The organism is Acinetobacter suaedae (genome assembly GCF_008630915.1).
GTDB classification, from domain to species: domain Bacteria; phylum Pseudomonadota; class Gammaproteobacteria; order Pseudomonadales; family Moraxellaceae; genus Acinetobacter; species Acinetobacter suaedae.
Genome location: NZ_CP043909.1, coordinates 358,807 through 377,582, shown reverse-complemented (window position 1 = coordinate 377,582; position 18,776 = coordinate 358,807). Strand labels below are relative to the sequence as shown.

At 38.6% G+C, this 18,776-nt stretch carries 14 protein-coding genes; 6 read left to right on the top strand and 8 right to left on the bottom strand.

Features of this window, described 5'->3' with window-relative positions; all coding sequences use genetic code 11:
- Window positions 1-18: 18 nt before the first annotated feature.
- Both F2A31_RS01775 and hemF read left to right on the top strand, forming a co-directional pair.
- Window positions 19-483: a DUF4844 domain-containing protein gene (locus F2A31_RS01775; RefSeq protein ID WP_150024924.1), complete on the top strand. Its 465-nt coding sequence runs from the start codon at window positions 19-21 to the stop codon at window positions 481-483.
- A gap of 137 nt (window positions 484-620) precedes the next feature.
- Window positions 621-1,562, top strand: coding sequence for an oxygen-dependent coproporphyrinogen oxidase (hemF, locus tag F2A31_RS01770; protein WP_150024923.1), 942 nt, complete (start codon window positions 621-623; stop codon window positions 1,560-1,562).
- A gap of 52 nt (window positions 1,563-1,614) precedes the next feature.
- Here the strand turns inward: hemF and F2A31_RS01765 are convergent, their stop codons facing one another.
- Window positions 1,615-2,196 carry a histidine phosphatase family protein gene (locus tag F2A31_RS01765; protein WP_150024922.1) on the bottom strand — a complete coding sequence of 194 codons (582 nt, stop codon included), beginning with the start codon at window positions 2,194-2,196 and terminating at the stop codon, window positions 1,615-1,617.
- Between the two features lie 148 nt (window positions 2,197-2,344).
- Between F2A31_RS01765 and aroE the strand changes: the two genes are divergently transcribed.
- The gene (gene aroE, locus F2A31_RS01760) at window positions 2,345-3,145 is read left to right on the top strand and encodes a shikimate dehydrogenase (RefSeq protein ID WP_150024921.1); all 801 of its coding nucleotides are present in this window, start codon (window positions 2,345-2,347) and stop codon (window positions 3,143-3,145) included.
- 115 nt (window positions 3,146-3,260) lie between these two features.
- On the opposite strand, the gene F2A31_RS01755 is transcribed toward aroE, so the two are convergent.
- On the bottom strand, window positions 3,261-5,378 hold the full coding sequence (locus F2A31_RS01755) for a hypothetical protein (RefSeq protein WP_150024920.1): 2,118 nt from the start codon (window positions 5,376-5,378) through the stop codon (window positions 3,261-3,263).
- Window positions 5,379-5,498: 120 nt separating this feature from the next.
- Window positions 5,499-7,901 carry a hypothetical protein gene (locus tag F2A31_RS01750; RefSeq protein WP_150024919.1) on the bottom strand — a complete coding sequence of 801 codons (2,403 nt, stop codon included), beginning with the start codon at window positions 7,899-7,901 and terminating at the stop codon, window positions 5,499-5,501.
- A 240-nt stretch (window positions 7,902-8,141) separates the two neighbouring features.
- Here F2A31_RS01750 and F2A31_RS01745 point away from each other — a divergent pair, with 240 nt between their 5' ends.
- Window positions 8,142-9,965 (top strand): acyl-CoA dehydrogenase C-terminal domain-containing protein, encoded by a 1,824-nt coding sequence (locus F2A31_RS01745; protein ID WP_150024918.1) that lies wholly within the window; start codon window positions 8,142-8,144, stop codon window positions 9,963-9,965.
- Between the two features lie 44 nt (window positions 9,966-10,009).
- On the opposite strand, the gene F2A31_RS01740 is transcribed toward F2A31_RS01745, so the two are convergent.
- Window positions 10,010-10,666: a hypothetical protein gene (locus tag F2A31_RS01740; RefSeq protein ID WP_150024917.1), complete on the bottom strand. Its 657-nt coding sequence runs from the start codon at window positions 10,664-10,666 to the stop codon at window positions 10,010-10,012.
- A gap of 341 nt (window positions 10,667-11,007) precedes the next feature.
- Between F2A31_RS01740 and F2A31_RS01735 the strand changes: the two genes are divergently transcribed.
- Window positions 11,008-11,277: a PspC domain-containing protein gene (locus F2A31_RS01735; RefSeq protein ID WP_150024916.1), complete on the top strand. Its 270-nt coding sequence runs from the start codon at window positions 11,008-11,010 to the stop codon at window positions 11,275-11,277.
- 74 nt (window positions 11,278-11,351) lie between these two features.
- On the opposite strand, the gene F2A31_RS01730 is transcribed toward F2A31_RS01735, so the two are convergent.
- Entirely contained in the window at window positions 11,352-12,446 is a 1,095-nt protein-coding gene (locus F2A31_RS01730; protein ID WP_150024915.1) for an HPP family protein, read from the bottom strand.
- Between the two features lie 631 nt (window positions 12,447-13,077).
- Between F2A31_RS01730 and F2A31_RS01725 the strand changes: the two genes are divergently transcribed.
- Window positions 13,078-14,493, top strand: a complete 1,416-nt coding sequence (locus tag F2A31_RS01725; RefSeq protein ID WP_150024914.1) for an SLC13 family permease — start codon at window positions 13,078-13,080, stop codon at window positions 14,491-14,493.
- Between the two features lie 89 nt (window positions 14,494-14,582).
- Here the strand turns inward: F2A31_RS01725 and F2A31_RS01720 are convergent, their stop codons facing one another.
- The 3 genes from F2A31_RS01720 to F2A31_RS01710 all read right to left on the bottom strand — a co-directional run bounded on the left by F2A31_RS01720 (window position 14,583) and on the right by F2A31_RS01710 (window position 18,053).
- Window positions 14,583-15,848: a YncE family protein gene (locus F2A31_RS01720; RefSeq protein WP_150024913.1), complete on the bottom strand. Its 1,266-nt coding sequence runs from the start codon at window positions 15,846-15,848 to the stop codon at window positions 14,583-14,585.
- Between the two features lie 154 nt (window positions 15,849-16,002).
- Window positions 16,003-16,788 carry a TIGR03915 family putative DNA repair protein gene (locus F2A31_RS01715; RefSeq protein WP_150024912.1) on the bottom strand — a complete coding sequence of 262 codons (786 nt, stop codon included), beginning with the start codon at window positions 16,786-16,788 and terminating at the stop codon, window positions 16,003-16,005.
- 2 nt (window positions 16,789-16,790) lie between these two features.
- Window positions 16,791-18,053 carry a putative DNA modification/repair radical SAM protein gene (locus F2A31_RS01710; protein WP_150024911.1) on the bottom strand — a complete coding sequence of 421 codons (1,263 nt, stop codon included), beginning with the start codon at window positions 18,051-18,053 and terminating at the stop codon, window positions 16,791-16,793.
- Between the last annotated feature and the right edge of the window lie 723 nt (window positions 18,054-18,776).

Sequence of the window (18,776 nt, the reverse complement as noted above, 5' to 3'; positions counted from 1 at the left end):
ATAAGAGTATCCATAAAAGTGAAATTATTAAGCATTTTCTTAGTAACAGGTCTCCTGTTACTAAGTGGTTGTACTAAAGCGAATGAGCATAACGATAACTCATCAAATAGAGTGATCGAGCAGCTACACCAATTTCAGAAACAAGATCATTTTGCTAGTAATGGTTATCTATATTCAGGCGTAGAAGATAAGAAACTAAAAGAATTATTAAATCAAAAAGTAGCCCAAACTGCTGAATCTTATATTCATCTCTATCAACATTCTAAACACCCCAGCAAAGAACAACGACTTAAGATTCTCTCTGATGGTATCCATCAAATTAATCCTGATACTTTAGATACAGAAGATAGAGAACAAGTTGCTACGACTTTTGAACATTTTTTGGATATAACAGGTTTAGAGAGTTCAGAAGGTATTCTAAATACTTGGATGTATGGTGAAGAAATCAACAAATTGATCGAACAAAATAATCTTTCTCCCTAAACATAACCAGCAAGCACTAAACACTTATTTGATAGCGAATTGATCTAAAAAGTAAATATTAAAACCAAATCCCTTACTTTCTTTATGGATTTATGTTTTGATGTAACTAATTCCCAGATCACCTCAAGAGGATCATCATGCAGCATCCAACTTCAGCTGATATTCAACGTGTTCGCGAGTTTTTACTCGATCTTCAAGCACGAATTTGTACAGGACTAGAGCAACAGGAACGTGCAGGCGGCGGAACCGCTGAGTTTATCATTGATGATTGGCAACGAACCGAGGGTGGCGGTGGTCGCTCACGGGTTGTGCAAAATGGTGAAGTAATTGAAAAAGGTGGAGTGATGTTCTCCCACATCAATATCAGCAAACTCCCCGCTTCGGCCACTGAACGTCATCCACAAATTGCAGGTGCAAAAGCACAAGCGTTGGGTGTATCACTTGTGATTCATCCTAAAAACCCGAATATTCCAACCTCTCATGCCAATGTACGCCTATTCGTCGCTGAGCCTGAAGGCCAAGCTCCAGTATGGTGGTTTGGTGGTGGTTTTGACTTAACCCCATTTTATCCAGATGATGAGGATGTTCAGAACTGGCATCAAACTGCCTATGACCTATGTCAGCCTTTTGGCGAAAATGTCTATGCTGAACATAAACAATGGTGTGATGATTATTTCTATTTAAAGCATCGTGATGAACAGCGTGGCGTTGGTGGTTTATTCTTTGATGATTTGAATCAGTGGGATTTCGAAACTTGTTTCAAATATATACAGGCCGTAGGAAATGGTTATTTAGAGGCAATCCTACCGATTTTTGAAAAACATCGTGAACAACCTTATACCGAAGCACAGCGTGAGTTCCAACTGTATCGCCGTGGTCGTTATGTTGAATATAATTTAGTTTATGACCGTGGTACTTTATTCGGCCTACAAACAGGTGGACGGATTGAATCCATTCTCGTAAGCTTACCAAATCTGGCTGGCTGGTCTTATCGCCCAGAGTGGGAAGCTGACTCACCTGAGAAACGTCTCACCGATTATTATTTAAAACCAAGAGATTGGTTAGGTTTAAATAAGTAAATTAAATTACTCATCCCTAACATAAAGCTCAGGGATGAGTTTTTTGAACACCTTAAAATAAAAAAATGGCTGTATTTTGAATTGGTCGGTGAATTAAATCCGATCTAAAATTTTGCATCAGCTCACGGCTTAAAGGCTGTGGTGCATACTTTAGTGTGAGCAATAATTGTAAAAATTGTCCATGCGTAAATACAGCTAGATTCTTATCTAGATATTGCTGTGCCAAATAGCTTAATTTTTCATGGAAAAGCTGCACCCGATTATATAAATCAGCAAAAGATTCAGCATCATCAGCATCACAATAATTAAAGTCCATCCTATCCCAATAAGCTCTTACCCACGCTTTTCGATCATCTAAATTGGTATTTGCACACTTGCGTTCAGAAAGATAGCTAAACTCATGAATGCTCTCATCTATCTCTGCAGTGATTCTGTATTTTTGTAAGATTGGTTCTGCTGTCTGGTAAGTTCTTCGATATTTAGAAATAATGACATGCTGAATCGAAGGCAAAACAGAACATAGTTGTTCAGCCTGTCTCCTCCCATGCTCACTTAAAGCAATCGATGCATGTGACTCGCTCCGTATATTAATATTAGCGGCACTTTCCGCATGTCGAATTAAAAATATAGCCATACTACTAGGAATTTAGCTGATTGAACCATGTATTTAAACACGTTATGACTACTTGATCATGGAATTACAAATCTTGAGACATAAATCGATATTGCAGCATCTCCTTCAACTTTATAAACTTCAACTACTCTCACTCTAATCAATATCTATGACCAAACAATTTGCTGTAATTGGAAATCCAATCGAACAATCTCGCTCACCTGAATTACATCATGCGTTTGCAGCAAAAACAGGCGTTGATTTGAATTATAAAAAACTCCTTGCTCCGCTAGATGGCTTCGAATCTGCAGTCAAAGCGTTCTTTAATCAAAATGGTGTGGGCATGAACGTTACGGTACCATTTAAAGAGCAAGCTTTTGCACTGTGCGATCAACTAACTGAACGTGCCAAGATTGCCAAAGCTGTGAATACGCTTTGGATGCAGGATGGCAAACTTCATGGCGATAACACGGATGGACAAGGCTTGGTTGCAGCGATTCAAGCATTAGACTGGAACCTTGAGAATAGCCGTATTCTCATTTTGGGGGCTGGTGGTGCAACCCGTGGTGTGATTTACCCACTCGTTCAAGCCGGAGCAAAACAAGTCGTTATCGCCAACCGAACTCTAACACGTGCAGAACAATTGGTTGAAGATTTGAGAGATGCGGTACCAAATGCAGTGCTTTATGCTGTCAGCCTAGAACAACTCACTGGCGAATTTGATATCGTGATTAACGCAACATCGGCAAGCTTAACAGGCGATGCGTTACAACTACCCAAAAGCCTTGTGTTCCATCATGCCTATGAAATGGCCTATGGCAAGCCTTCAAGTTTCTTAGATCAAGCCCAAGCCCGCCAAATTCCTTCTAGTGATGGTTTTGGTATGCTGGTTGGTCAAGCGATAGAATCCTTTTATATTTGGAATGGGGTAAAACCTGAGCTAAGAGACTTTTTAGGCCGTAATGACTAATTTTCTTGGTTAAATGAATTTTAGCGTCAAATAAACAGCATTACAGCCAGCTATCTTCGATAGCGGCTGTAGACTTAAAATTTCATACGAAGAATAACAAACCTTTATCACTGTCTTATTCTAAAAACAGAGCATAGACTTTCTCATAACTACGTGAATTAACACGATCCAGCATTTCCACAGTAAAAGCACGCAGTTGCATTGCATTGATTTCTTGATTTTTCATGTCATCAGTTGCAATGATCCCTAATGCTTTAACATACATTAAATAATGCGTATCAGCGCTATTACGCCCTTGTCCAAAGGATTTTCCTAAGCGATGTGTCTCTGCCATCAAATATAGACGGCTAAAAATACTTGCATCAGGTACGCCCTGTTGACGCATTTTCTTAAATTGTTGTTGCAGTTGATAATCCTGATAAGCCATCAAAAACTGACCATCAACATAACGGTTCACATAGTCATCATTATATGGATTCTTTTTCAGTGCCTCTGCATCAAACTGCTTCGGTTGGCTCTTCAAGACTTGATGTTTCAATGCAGATTCTATTGCTAAACCATCGGCAGCCTTTTTTAACTCCTCCATATCTACTTCTTTATTTCGCTCTTTGCCCTCAAGCACATAAGCATAGCGATATAACAATGCATAGCTTTGACGATAATCTAAACCTTGTGTTAACCATGCATTTGCCAAGCGTTGATAGCGATCACGCTTATACCAATTTTGGCTGCTCGATGATTTTCCACTTAAAATTCCCGACAAATTCAACATACTGTTTTCATTAGATGCTTCAGCCAAAGTTACCGCATGACGCAACTGAGTACGATCAACTTTAGCCACACCGTAGTCTGAGAAATTCATCACAAGATGCGAACTCAAATTCGAAATCCCGAGTTTTTCAAAACCTTTTAAGCGTGTCTCTATCATCAAACGAAGCGGACGTCCTTGCTCATCCAAAAGTAAATCCGTGATATAAGGCATTTTAGCCATACCACCACTCTGTAATTCTTGCCCCATGGCTTGAATTAATTTTTGATAAGCATCAGGTTGTTGTCTCACAATATCACGCAACTGCTGCGCTGACACAAACTGATCAGTTTGATACGACTCAAAGAGACTTAGTCCCTGTGCCATCGTTTTAATACTTGGTTCTAACGATTTCACAGATCCAGTTGTGTTCTTTTTGTTTTTTAATACTTTATTAGGATTTTTTTCATAATAATAAGCATCAATTGCCGCATTTAAGCGACGCATTGCCGCTTTACTTTGTTCTTCTACATCTTTTTGCGATGACTCACCCTCCATTTTCATTATTTTTTTAATATTACGCTTATCATTCAACAAATTTTTCGGTGAAAAATCCAATAAACCATATACCGACTCTTGTTTAGAAAAACTCTTTTTTAAATAGCGCTGATTAACGTAAAAATATAATAACTGTTGCGCTATGAATTCATCATAATAACTTTGCGATTGAATACGTGTGACACCACCTTGTTTCCGATCATCCTCACTAAGCGCAATACGCTTATAGTCTTCATTATCCGTCAAAGCAGCATTGACCAACACTAAGTCTTTTAGAAACTGCAGTGCTGGTTGGAGATCAGCATCACGGGATCTTAAAAATTCTTTAAAATCAAAAAATACATAACGATTATCATAGTGCACATCTGTCAACAACGGCGACAACGCAGAAACATCGGCATATAAACGTGCTTGCTTAAGATCGATCGCCAAAGGAACTTTAATATGTGCCTCAAGATTGTTGGTTTGGTAACCTAACGTAGGTGTCATGCTCATTTGACCACGCTTTAAATCAACCACCCCATCTATCGTATAGTAATAACGTTGCAATAATGCTGTCACCAATTGACCAACTTGCTGATCTCTTTTGGCTTTATTCGGGTTGGAACGGTAATCGTGTTTCTCTAAGCCCTCTTGCATCCATTGTCGCTGTTCAGGTTTTAATTGCTTTTGCTCCGTTAAAAGTTGTTGTAATAATTTTTCAGGTTGAGTGAGAGGCACCTTGGCTTTTTGAGTAGAAGAAGGTGCCATACCCACATCAAAACTCATCTTGGCTGAAAATGCATAAGGTTGTTTGCTTGTTAAAGTTTCATAGGCTTGATAAACCTGTTGATTTAAAGGCAGAGATTGAGCCTGTTGCACTGGCTGATGCGCACACCCTATAAGTCCTAGCAACGCCATTGACAGCGTTAAAGATTGTTTTTTCATGACACCCCCGAAGGACATTTTTAATACTTATGTGATACTTTAACATTAAGTGCCATGATATATAACAAAAAGAACTGAGCTACCCGAAAGCAGCTCAGTTCTTTGTATAACATAAATATCCTATTTCGGACTCAGCATCTTTTGATAAACATCTTTAAAGATTTCATAATCAATAAATGCTTCATGTTCAACCTTTAAGTTTTGAATTGTTTTCAGAGTCAACTTGTTATGACGTGCTGCCACATAAACTTGTCCTAAAATATTTGCAGTTTGCTCTAGCAAGATTTTCTCCTCACTTGAGGCACCATTCTCACGTTCAAATTGAATTTGATATTGTTTAGCAAATAACTGCTGCGGCTGTTTATATTGTGCTTGCAACTTTTTCCATGCCTGGCGATCTTGGTCACTACGCATCGCATAACTCACAATACGATACACAGCTTCCCCCAAAGGATGATTGAACTGTTCATCGTCTTCTAAATGATGTTTCTTCTGCAATGCTTCTATCGTTTTGAGTGCTGCACCCTTTGGATTATAGACTTCTTCACTTGAGTACCAATACGCATAGACACTTGCTATTTCTTGCAACTCTTGAGTTGAATAACGCTGTACAATCTGTGGCGAGCTTTCTGTTAATTTAGTAATAAATATGGCTTTATACGTTTGCTCATAAGAACGAGTTGCATCATAACGTTGTGCAGCAATCTCTTTCAGTTGATCATCTAAAGACAAGGTATAAGGTTGAGCTTCGCGCTCTACAATCCCCGACTGTCCCATTTTTTCAGAAAAACGTTCAATCGTTTGCTCTAACATCGACCCCTTACTCACTTCTGACCATGTTCTCGCACGCTTTAATTGCGCCCGGTCAATTGGTGTGCCTTTCCCATAATTCAAAACTTGCATATCCGCTTTAATGTTCACACGTGATCGCAATTCTGGAGAGGTGTAATTTAGATCATAGTCATAATTAATCGCGCGTCCTTTTTCATCCAAACTAATATCCATGATCAATGGATTGCGTTTATCCTTCGCAGGTAAAGCTTGATTAATTTCAGTTTGGTGTTTCATCCATAGTGTTTTGAATGCATGATCATCAATAAACTGCGCTTGGTTATAGACAGAAAATAATTCTTCTAAAGCACTTAATTTTGCAATATAGGAAACTAAATCAGAGGTGTTGGGCTGTGTTGGATGAAACACATCAATGCCATGCATACTTTGGCAATACTGAGCATCACCATAGATGATTTTTGGATTTGATAATAAAGAACCACACTGCTCACGACTTAAGCCATTTTCATCAGTAGCTTCCACATCATCGTCCCTAGCAACAGTTTGAGGTGCATCGGCCGCTGCCATTATTGCTTCGAGATTTACTTCACTGGTTGCATCACTGCTATTATATTTACTTTCCCTCGCTGTAGCGTTGTTTGCTTCCGCTGCGGCCATTGCTTCTAAAGCAGCAACAGACACTTCATCGGATACAGAACCATAGGTATCCTCCTCCCCCTCAACACCAAAGTGTTGATTGACTAATTGATACAATTGCTGACTTACCACACTCGCATCATTCGAGGAAGCTTTAGTATTTTTAGAAGATCCTGTTCTACTCTTACTTTGCGCATCAACTTCATCTGCAATCAATTTTTCTAGGCTCTGTTCATTAATATTTAAAATGCCTTGCATTAAATATTTTTCATTGACCTTACCATATAAAGTTGACTGTAAGATCGCCTCTTCAATAGTGGTTTTTAAACGAATTTTTTCAACGACACCCGCGGTGCGCTCTGCAGATGACACAGGTAAAGTATGGATATTTTGCGAGTCAGCTAAACGATAAAATACACCACTTGATGCTTTGAGATACTCAACAAACTTCTTATAATCGACTTGTTTAATCAAGCTTTGATACTTAGAAAAATCAAAATAAGCTAAATTATTCTGATTTTCTTTATTCACCAAATACGGCATCAAACCAAAGTAATTGACATAGAACTTATGCTCATTCAAATCCAATACCATGGGTACTTTAGCTTGTACCAATAACGTCGGTTTTTCATATCTTGCGGTTAAATTAAACGAGCCTATTTTTTGACGATAATGCACGGAACCATCGTATTCAAACTGCATATCATTCAAGATCGTCGCCATTCCATGAATGACCTTATCCACTTTGGCTTGACCATAGGAACTATTGTCTTGTGCCATTGCATCATATAACGCTTGTTTTTGCTGTTGATTCAGTTTGACTTTCTGCTCTCGTAAGTACTGATCGACTTTTTGCTTCACCCCAGCATCTAAGGTTGTTTTAGTTTTTGAATTGCTTGATTGATCACGATCCTGCTCAACATTGATATTAAACTTTCCACGATAATCATAACTTGGATATTCATACATTGCATTGATGCTATTAATCGCTTTTTGCTCCAACCCCATCTGAGCAGTATTGGTTTTAATGACATGCTGTGAACAAGCTGACAGACTTAACCCCAATAAGCATAAAGTTAAATATTTTAAACGCATAGTTTTACCAATCACCCTTATATCATTATATTTTCAATAAAAAAACGACCTATTCCTATTGTAGACTTACGTTTAAAAATCAAATAAAAAAAGGACTAGCTCACGAATCAAAGCCTTACAAAATTCGCTTTTCTGACATTTTTTTCTACTGGGCTTATCAATGTATTTTGATTACCATTGTGAATAATCTAAATTATCGAAACAGATAATCCAAAATGATTCAAATACAGGATTAAGATTATGCCAGCATATAAAGCCCCGCTCCGTGATGTTCGTTTCTTGATGAACGAAATGTTAGATTATCCAGCACATTACCAAACTTTGACAAGTGGTCAAAATGCGGATGCTGAAACTGTAGATATGATTTTGGAAGGTGCAGCAGATTATTGCGAAAATGTGCTTTCTCCACTTAACCAATCTGGTGATGAAGAAGGCTGCACATTCAACAATGGTGAAGTCACGACGCCTAAAGGTTTTAAAGAAGCATATGACCAATTTGTTATGGGCGGCTGGCAAGGTCTTTCTTATCCTGAAGAATTTGGTGGCCAAGGCTTACCAATGTCTTTGAACCTCATTAAATCTGAAATGATGGGTACTGCCAACTGGTCATTCACCATGTATCCAGGTTTAAGTACAGGTTGTATGAATACCATCATGCAATTTGGTACAGATGAACAAAAAAACACCTATATGCCTAAACTTGTTGAAGGTACTTGGTCTGGCACAATGTGCTTAACCGAGCCTCAATGTGGTACTGACTTAGGTCAAGTAAAAACTAAAGCAGAACCTGCTGCTGACGGCACTTATAAAATCTCTGGTACTAAAATCTTCATCTCTGCAGGTGAGCATGATTTAACTGAGAACATCATCCATATCGTACTTGCTCGTCTTCCAGACGCACCAGCTGGTACACGTGGTATTTCTTTATTCATCGTACCTAAATTCATCCCGACTGCTGATGGCGGTGTAGGTGAACGCAATACGGTTTCTTGTGGTTCGATCGAACACAAGATGGGGATCAAAGCATCTGCAACTGCCGTATTAAACTTTGATAATGCAACAGGTTACTTGATTGGCGAAATCAACAAAGGTTTACATGCAATGTTTACCTTTATGAATACTGCTCGTATCGGTACTGCTGTTCAAGGTATCGCACACGCTGAATTATCTTTCCAAGGTGCTTTACCTTATGCAAAAGACCGTATGTCAATGCGTGCTCTTTCGGGTAAGAAAGAACCTGAGCGCGTAGGTGATGCGATTATTCACCATGCAGATGTACGTCGTATGCTATTAACTCAAAAAGCAATTGCTGAAGGTGGTCGCTCAATGATCTACCATGCTGCAAAACTTGCAGACAAAATGTCTGATGCTTTAGCAAATGGCGATCAAGCTAAATTTGAAGAATATGATGACAAGCTTGGCTTCTATACACCAATTCTTAAAGGTTTCTTAACTGAACTTGGTTTAGAAGCAGCAAACCATGGTATGCAAGTTTACGGTGGTCATGGTTATATCCGTGAATGGGGTATGGAACAAATCGCACGCGATGCTCGTATCTCAACGTTGTATGAAGGTACAACGGGTATCCAAGCACTAGACCTCATCGGCCGTAAAGTACTTTTGAGCTCTAAAGGTAAAGTCGTTCGTGACTACACTGCTGAAATCTTAAAGTTCTGTGCAACGCATGCACGTAATAAATACTTACGTCGTTTTGCATGGGACTTAACTAAGCTATGTGCACAGTGGAATACCTTAACTGTTCGTATCATGCTTGCTGCACGTAAAGACCGTGACATCGTGTCTTCTGCTTCAGTAGATTTCTTGATGTTCTCTGGTTATGTGATGATGGCTTACTTCTGGGCTCAACAAGCAGTAATTGCTTCTGAGAAATTAGAAGCTGGCAATGGTATCGAAACGCCTGAGTTCTATAAAGCAAAAATTAAAGTTGCAGACTTCTACTTTGACCGTTTATTACCACGCGCTCAAGGTCATGCTGAATCAATGGTTACACCGTCACGCACCTTGACATCTCTTGCACCAGAACATTTCAGTTTCGATTACTAATCGAAACTGTAAAAAAAGAGCGCTTTAAGCGCTCTTTTTTATGTCTAATCGACTTTTTTAAAGACATAGGCTTTTTTAGGAAATGGGTATTCTTTAAAGAATGCTTGATTCTCACCATTATTCCCATGCCACAATTTATCTAAATCTAGAACCAAATCCTGATTCCGATCAATCTGATAATACAAATTAATATTTGCAGCGTCGCAACGCACCATTATTTCATTCTGCTCTTCATGTGCATACCATTGCACTTGATTACACATCTGCTCTATTTTAGCGACATTACGTGAAGGATCCATACCAAGGCGACCAAAACTAGTATTCGTCCAATAAACTGAACCATCCTCAAGCAGATTGAGAATATACTCAGCTTCATTTTCTTGATTCACACAACCGGCAAAAGGATCAGAACATGGGATACGAGCGTGATAGCGCCCGACATAAGCTAAACTTGCTTCCGAAGGTTGAGTCAAATTGCGTGCCCGACTCCCCGAATAAGGTAACGATGCTTGTCCCGCTATCTTAGTTAAAGACACACCCTCATCCGCCGCCGATGGTTGCTCATCTACAACTTTCATATCTTGATTCGGTTGTATTGGAGTTTGTTGAGTCGGTTCAGGATGGTGATTATCACAAGCACTCAAACCTAGAACCAATAAAACTCCTACACTAAAATGCGGGAAGGACAACCTAAACTGCATATCCACAAATCTCTAACATCAACATGATTATCGTGTAATCAGCCTACATACTTGGAATATGTTAGCGTGTATCAACCACATTAATATACGAACTCTTTGAATCAATTCGTATCCATGCAAAACGATAAAACCTTAGCATGAGGTAAAACGACATGCATTAAGTCGGTGCATTTTAGGCGATACTGTCTTTTTTTCCAGCAAGAAATTACACATCGTAACTAATTTCTCGCCTATTTAAACTTTAAATTATTTGAACTGCCCCTATCTCATAATTATCGGTAAACAACAAGTTAAAAACTTATTTTTCACTGACCTTTCATTTAGTTAAGGAGAGAAGTTCAATGACCAATCCTGGTTTATATCGCTCAAACCAAAAAAGCATGATCGCAGGTGTAATGGGCGGTATTGCTGAACGATTTGGTTGGAATGCAAATTTACTACGTCTAATTTTTGTTGTGATCTCGATTATGAGTGCAGCATTTCCAGGTATTTTGGTCTACCTCATTTTATGGCTGGTTATTCCAAAAAAGCAGGATACACACGCCACACATATTCAAGGTTATCAACAACCTGTAAAAACGATTTATGATGAGAAAAATATGAACCACTAATCCCTCTTATCCATTTTGGTCGCTACGGTTGAGTTTACCCCTAATACAACCGTAGCTTTTTTTTGCTCATCAGTTTATTGACTTAATCGTTGTTGCAAAGCAGCAATCATGTCCGCACGACTAATCATCCCGACTAAACACTGTTGTTCAATCACAGGAATATAATTAAATGATTTCTCAACAAAATAAGGTACCAAATCCTGAATGGGTTGCATTGGATCTACCGTTACTACACGTCGACTCATAATTTGTTTGACGTAATGCTGCCAAGAGTTTCGTGGATCCGTGGCATTTTTAAACCACTCGACTACTTCATATAAAGCGAGTGTCCCAACCAAGTGATTCTGATTATTTACAACTGGCAAACTCATCAAATTCACTGCCTTAAATTTATCTAAGGCTTGATGAATATCATCATCCTCATGCAGTTTAATCACATCTTTACTCATAATGTCCTGACAGACAAAATCAAGATGCAATCGCCCTTGTGCACGCTCTTGCGCATCCAAAATAATTTTTTCTAAATCATACTGACTAATATCCAGTAACTCAGTGTGCTGCTCTAGTGCATATTCGATATCTTTTGGTTGGATCGAAACCTTTTGTGTTGGTGTTGGATCCTTAGAACGCACATTGATATGTGCAGTTATTGGGTAATGACGTCCAATCAAACGATTAAACAAAACCGCAAACAGCAACAATATGATTGTATTCAGCAATACAGGATAAAGAATGAAATAAAAACCTAGACGATGAACCGCATCACCACCTAATACAGCTGTAATTGCTACTGCCCCACTCGGCGGATGCAAGGAATCAGTCGTCATCATCACAAAAATTGCTAACCCCACCGCAACACTAAAGGCGGTTGTTAAATCTGGCAATAATTCGACACATACCACTCCGATAAAAGCTGCCAAAGTATTGCCAATAACAACATTCCAAGGCTGAGCTAAAGGGCTATTTGGTAAAGCAAATAATAGAACGGATGATGCTCCCATAGGTGCGATATACCATGCATTCATACCATCTAAAACATACCAGCTTAATAAAGATGAAATCGCTAAACCGCACAAAGCCCCTACCGCCGAAAGCAAACGTTCTTTTACGGGAAGGACTTTATAATTCGGTTTAAGAACGTTTAGCCAGTCTGATTGGGTCAAGCTCACAATGCACCTTAATAGAATTATGTCGTCATCATCAATCGAGCAATTATATGCTTAATCACCATGAAGGTATATTTAACTTACACCTTAAAACATACACACGTTCATCAAAAAGCGCCTAATATCCCAACATTTAAGCAATTATTAGACTAAAGTCTAACCCTGCAAAAAATATAATTTATTATTTAAAAACAATAAAATACAACCATACATAGTTTTATAAGTGAAATAAATATTCCCTATTTTTTTATCAAAAAACTAAATATCCATAAGTCGCCAAATACAATAAAATTCAACCGTACAAAAACTGGACAGCATAAACTTTGAAATGATTTATCAAAGTCAGGACGATGCTTAAAAACATAAGGGATTGATTTAAAATATTTAAATTTAAAATCTGGATTAGTACTTTGCTCATTTCACTTTTAAGTGATCAACTTTCTTTAATCCAATCCCTAAGTTACCAGCAAAAAATTAATCTCAGCATCTATGACATGAGTTGGATGAATCAGACAGCTCAATGAAAATTTTTACATGGATGATCGAAGTTAGTATTTACGATATATTGCGAGCAATACCGTTATTCTGTCATATGTAACTTCATGACAAATAACAACACAAATAAGGATATTGTATGAATGTTCCTCACTTAGAAACACCAACCAATGCGATGCCGAAAGGCGTGCTACGCGGTTGGGTGATTATTGCGATTGCAGCCTTGCTGTCATTCGGTTTATATGAAATTCTCCCTTATGAGCAAAATGCCAACAAAGGTTTAAGTTTATTATTCTTTATTGGTGTTTTATGGCTCACAGAAGCAATCCACATCACCATTACAGCACTTATGGTTCCTGTGCTCGCTGTACTCATCGGAATGCCAAGTGTAGGCAGCAATGATGAAGTCAGTCCGATCACAACCACTAAAGCTCTGAGCACTTTCGCTGACCCAATTATTTTCCTATTTTTCGGGGGTTTTGCTCTAGCAACAGCATTACATGTGCAAAAGCTTGACCGAAAGATTGCAATGTGGGTGATCGCCTTATCACGTGGACATTTGGGCTTAGCGGTCTTGGCGATCTGTATTGTGACTGCCTTTTTGTCAATGTGGATTTCGAATACAGCAACCGCAGCGATGATGCTCCCTCTTGCATTAGGCTTATTAACACATTTAGATATTGCTAAAGAACGTAAAACCTTTGTTTTTATTTTGCTGGGGATCGCTTATTCAGCCAACATTGGCGGTTTAGGAACATTGGTTGGTTCACCACCAAACGCAATTGCGGCAAAAGCTTTAGGCTATGATTTCGCGGACTGGATGAAAATCGGCTTACCGCTGATGTTATTAATTTTCCCTGCCATGCTCATCAGTCTATATTTCATTTTACGTCCTAAATTAAATCACCGAATTGAGTTTAAAGCTGAATCGATTCCTTGGAATCGCGACCGTCTACTGACCATGATTTTATTTATTGTCACTGCAATCGGTTGGATTTTTGGCAAAAGCGTAAGTGAGAAATTCGGAATCAGCCAACCAGATACATGGGTCGCCCTGAGCGCTGCGTGTATGGTGGTGATTTTAGGTATTGCCACATGGAAAGATATTTCAGATAACACTGATTGGGGCGTATTGATGCTCTTCGGCGGTGGTTTAACTTTAAGTGCGGTTTTAAAAGATTCAGGCTCTTCATTGGTGCTGGGCCAAACACTAGCCAATGCTTTCGGCGATGCCTCTCCATTCGTTGTGATTGTTGTGGTCGCAGCCTTTATTATTTTCTTAACCGAGTTGACCAGTAATACTGCATCTGCAGCTTTATTGGTTCCTGTATTTGCTGCAATTGCTGCGCAAATGGGGTTACCAAAAGAAATTCTTGTGATTGTGATTGGTATCGGTGCGTCATGTGCCTTTATGCTTCCTGTTGCAACGCCACCAAATGCGATTGTATTTGGTACTGGGCATATTCAACAAAGTGAAATGATGAAAGTCGGCTTTATGTTGAATGTATTGTGTGTGGCGGTCGTGTCGATCTTTATCTACCTCTTCTTCCTCTAATTTTAAGGCCTACAGCTCTATCGATTTGTAGAAGTCCTGACCTAAAAAACAGCCCACTTTGGGCTGTTTTTTTTATACGCAAATATCAGTTAATTTTTTACTACCCCTAACCAAGTAAAGGTGTTTGGTACATCATTCAATTGAATGGTTTGCTTGATTTTTAAGTTTTTCAAATCAAGTTCAATAATGGTTTTTGCTTCAGTGTTATTGATAAATAGCGTATCCGAAGCGGCATTGACCACTAAACGGCTTTTAGCAAGCTCACCACCAATTACATTTTGAATCGCTTGGATCTGACCAAGACGTTGCCAAGTTTGTGTATCAATGACATGTACAGCTCCCATACTATCTAAAATCGCGAGATAGCGCCCTGTCGCATCAAAACTTTGCTGTAAACGTCGAACAGCCGTTGTCCCATCTAATTCTTTCGCACCTACTGACCAATTTAAGCTCATTGCATTTAATTTTTCAGGATCAACAATAAATAAATCATGTGTACCTGATGCAAAAGCAGCAAACTGATTAATTTTTTCATGCCCTGCAATGGTAGAAATTCGTTGGTCAATAAAAACCTTTTTATCTACAAATGCATCTTTCTTCTGTTCGACGACCAAAACACCATCTTCACAGCCAAATGCAGCATATTTAGCAATCGAGGCTGCTCCATGTAAACGATTACATGGATTGGTTAAAGTCTGCTCTTCATGGAAGTGATCACCATGAATATGATAGCTTTTGACTATGCTTAATGTGCTTGCATCTGTTGGCAGATAAGTACTTAACACATACTCACCACGTGGTTCAGCAACACCATGATGTCTTTTTGGCAGCTGTTGAGTGGCTATAATTTTCTGAGTGATCATGCCGTCATTGAACACATCAAACTTAGACACCTCTGTATCGCTACCATCATAGAACAACGCCGCCATACCATTGAAACTACGATAATGTGCAGGCGTTGCACCACTCAATTGGAACGTTAAGATATTAGGTGTATTGATTTTGAGTTGGTTGCTTTGCGTAAAGACACCACCATCAGCAAATTGCACCACCCCATTATTACGGCTCAACATCACTGCATAACGTAATTGAGGGCTGCTATACATCGCTGAAGGCATGTAATTTAATGCTTTGGTATCAATCACTTTCTGATCTTTAAGGTCATAGACCGATAACGAAGGACGTTCTGTATCCGCATTGGCAATGGCTAGACGACCTTCATGACTTTGAGCTGGCTGTTCTGGCTTTTGTGTATTTGATGATGAGCTAGATGAGTTACTACTCCCCCCACATGCTGACAACAACACACTGCTGAATAAAACACTTAGTAGATAAGTTTGTTTTAACCTATTCATGCTTATTTTTCCTGTTGGACTGATTTGTATTAATTTTGAAACGTTATAACATAACATTTACTTAAAATTAATACTTCCTTTTATTTTTTCAGTCTTCACAAAGCCTATTCGTCAAAATCAAACTCTAAGGAGCTGTATTATTTAATAAAATCCTTTAGATAATTTTTTCATTGAGATAGCGCCAATAACGTTTTGGTAAATACTGCACATGCAATTTCACATTCTGACGCTCTTTAATATTAATACTATTAAAATAATCTTTCCAAAGCTGATCATATAATTCTTCGTGTTCATCTAATTCTAATTGAAAATTTTGACTGGCACCATTTCCAATATTACAGTCTATCTGATGGGCTTCTAAAGAGACTTCATGGATCTCGCACAAATCATAGTACAGACCATATTTGCGTTGTTCATCATAAATCAACCAACGTTGATCTTGATAACGACGTTTAAAATGCGGTTGAATCAAAGGCAATACATTAAAATCTGGGCGAACCAAACTTAAAAACAATCCATCTGTGGTTTTCTTAAAACGCACAAAAGCTTCCATGCGATGCTTTTCGCGTCCCACCTTTTTGGTCCATTGCGAAATTGCTAAAACACTGGGATGCGAATAATTTTTCTCAACTGAATGTTGATGTCGAAAGACATAGATACAGTAATTAAATAAATGCTGATAGGCATCCAAGGATTCTGATAAATAGGCAAAATAAAATTGTCTCAAAGATGAATGCGATAATTTCCGCTGTAAGGCTGACCAAACACGTTGCGCATGATTTGGAATTTCAACCACCGTCGCGAATAAACCATGCTGTGCGCCTTGGTTTAAACAGAGTTGCACGTGGAATTCTTTAAATTGGAACGCACGAAATACACAGTTAAGCAAACCCACCATTGATCCATCAAAGTAGTAATAAACCACCGTATCACTGAGCATGATTAGAATCCTAAACTCAGCTGTGGTGACAGTTGTTTCACGTATTTAGATGAACCCTGCATTAATATCTGTTGACGAATGTCAGTCGTAGAAAGTTCCTTTTGAAACCGTGGACTGTCTTCACAACGAATAAAAAACTTGGCACGTGAATACGCCACACCGAGTTGTTTCAGTAAATCAGTATGTATCTTGCCAAAACGACGCGCTTGTACGATTTTCTTGGCTGATTTCACTCCGATACCGGGTACACGAAGGATCATGCGATAGTCAGCACGATTTAAATCCACTGGAAACTGTTCTGGATGACGTAATGCCCAACTCAGTTTTGGGTCTACATCCAAATCTAAATGTGGATGCTTTTCATTGACGATTTCATTGACTTCAAAACCATAAAAACGCATCAACCAATCACTTTGATACAGTCGATTTTCCCTTAATAATGGCGGTGCAGAACCGACTGCTGGTAAATAGTTATTTTCTGTATTAATTGGAATATAGCCTGAGAAATAGACACGTTTGAGTTTAAATTCTTTGTAATGTCGATCTGCCATTACCAACACATCTTGATCTGTTTCCTGATGTGCGCCGACCACCATCTGTGTGGTCTGCCCTGCGGGTACATATTTCGGCACATGCTTAATAATTTGACGTTCATCTTTGAGTTGAATCAGTCGATCTCGAACCAAACCTAAATCTTTTTGCACTTCTTGATGTGATTTTTCAGGGGCAAACGCTTTTAATCCGATCTCAGTTGGCATTTCTAAATTAATGCTCATACGGTCAGCATAAAGCCCTGCTTCATGAATCAGTTCAGGCGATGCACCTGGAATGGTTTTGAGGTGAATATAGCCATTAAAATTTTCTTCTAGACGTAGTTTTTTCACCACTTGAAGCATCCGCTCCATCGTATGGTCTGCGGATTTAAAAATGCCTGAGCTAAGGAATAATCCCTCTATATAATTACGACGATAAAAATTAATGGTCAGATCAACCACTTCTTGTACGGTAAATGCAGCACGTTTGACGTCATTAGAACGGCGTGACACACAATAAGCACAATCAAAAATACAGACATTACTGAACAGGATTTTCAGTAATGAAACACAACGACCATCTTCAGTATAGCTATGGCAAATCCCTGACCGACTGGCATCACCTAGGCCCTTGTCTTTATTTTTACGGTCACTACCACTGGAAGAACAGGACACATCATATTTGGCAGCGTCCGCAAGAATTTGCAATTTTTCACGAATGCGATCAGACATTTCAAACGACCTGATGAGAACAGAGAATATCGTTTAAAAATTAGCATTTTCATATTGTGAAATTAAGAGCATGGGAGATGCAATGCGTCACATGGTGACGTATAGTTGATTAGTTAAATATTAGCCACAACCAATTTTCCTAACCCTTTCACTTAGATAAAACAATGATCCTGAGTTTTTATAAATTACTTACCCAACGGCTTGATGTCAGTAAAGATCAAATTTGGCGTAGTTTGATTCAAACCCCTCTGTATGCTGGTATTCCAATTTTTTTTATATTGTCCGTTTTTTTCGCACCTAACGATTACCTCACTATAGAAATATTGAACGTATTCTATGAAATGTTTCTTGCCACACTTTTTATTGCATTGATCTACTTCATCTTAGTTTTCCTTCCAACCTATTTAGTTCAAGTTTTATTGAAAAAATATAACGTCCTCAATTTCTTTTCAATTATTGCGTATGCAGTCTTATTTACCGCGATTGTCCCTAGCCTAATTATGATTTTAAATACTGCTCAGATTAATATTATCCCATTCGGTTTTTTTCTTATTTTCTGTTTCTTCTCACTCACATTTGCCCTGACCAACTGGGTTTTATTACTTAGAATAACAAATAAATCTAAAACCTGTTCAAAGCTTAAATTCCCTAACTAGCCTTTGCCACTCACCATCAAAATCCTTATACTTAACCACAATTTTTGTTTGATTCCAGTGGATGCAC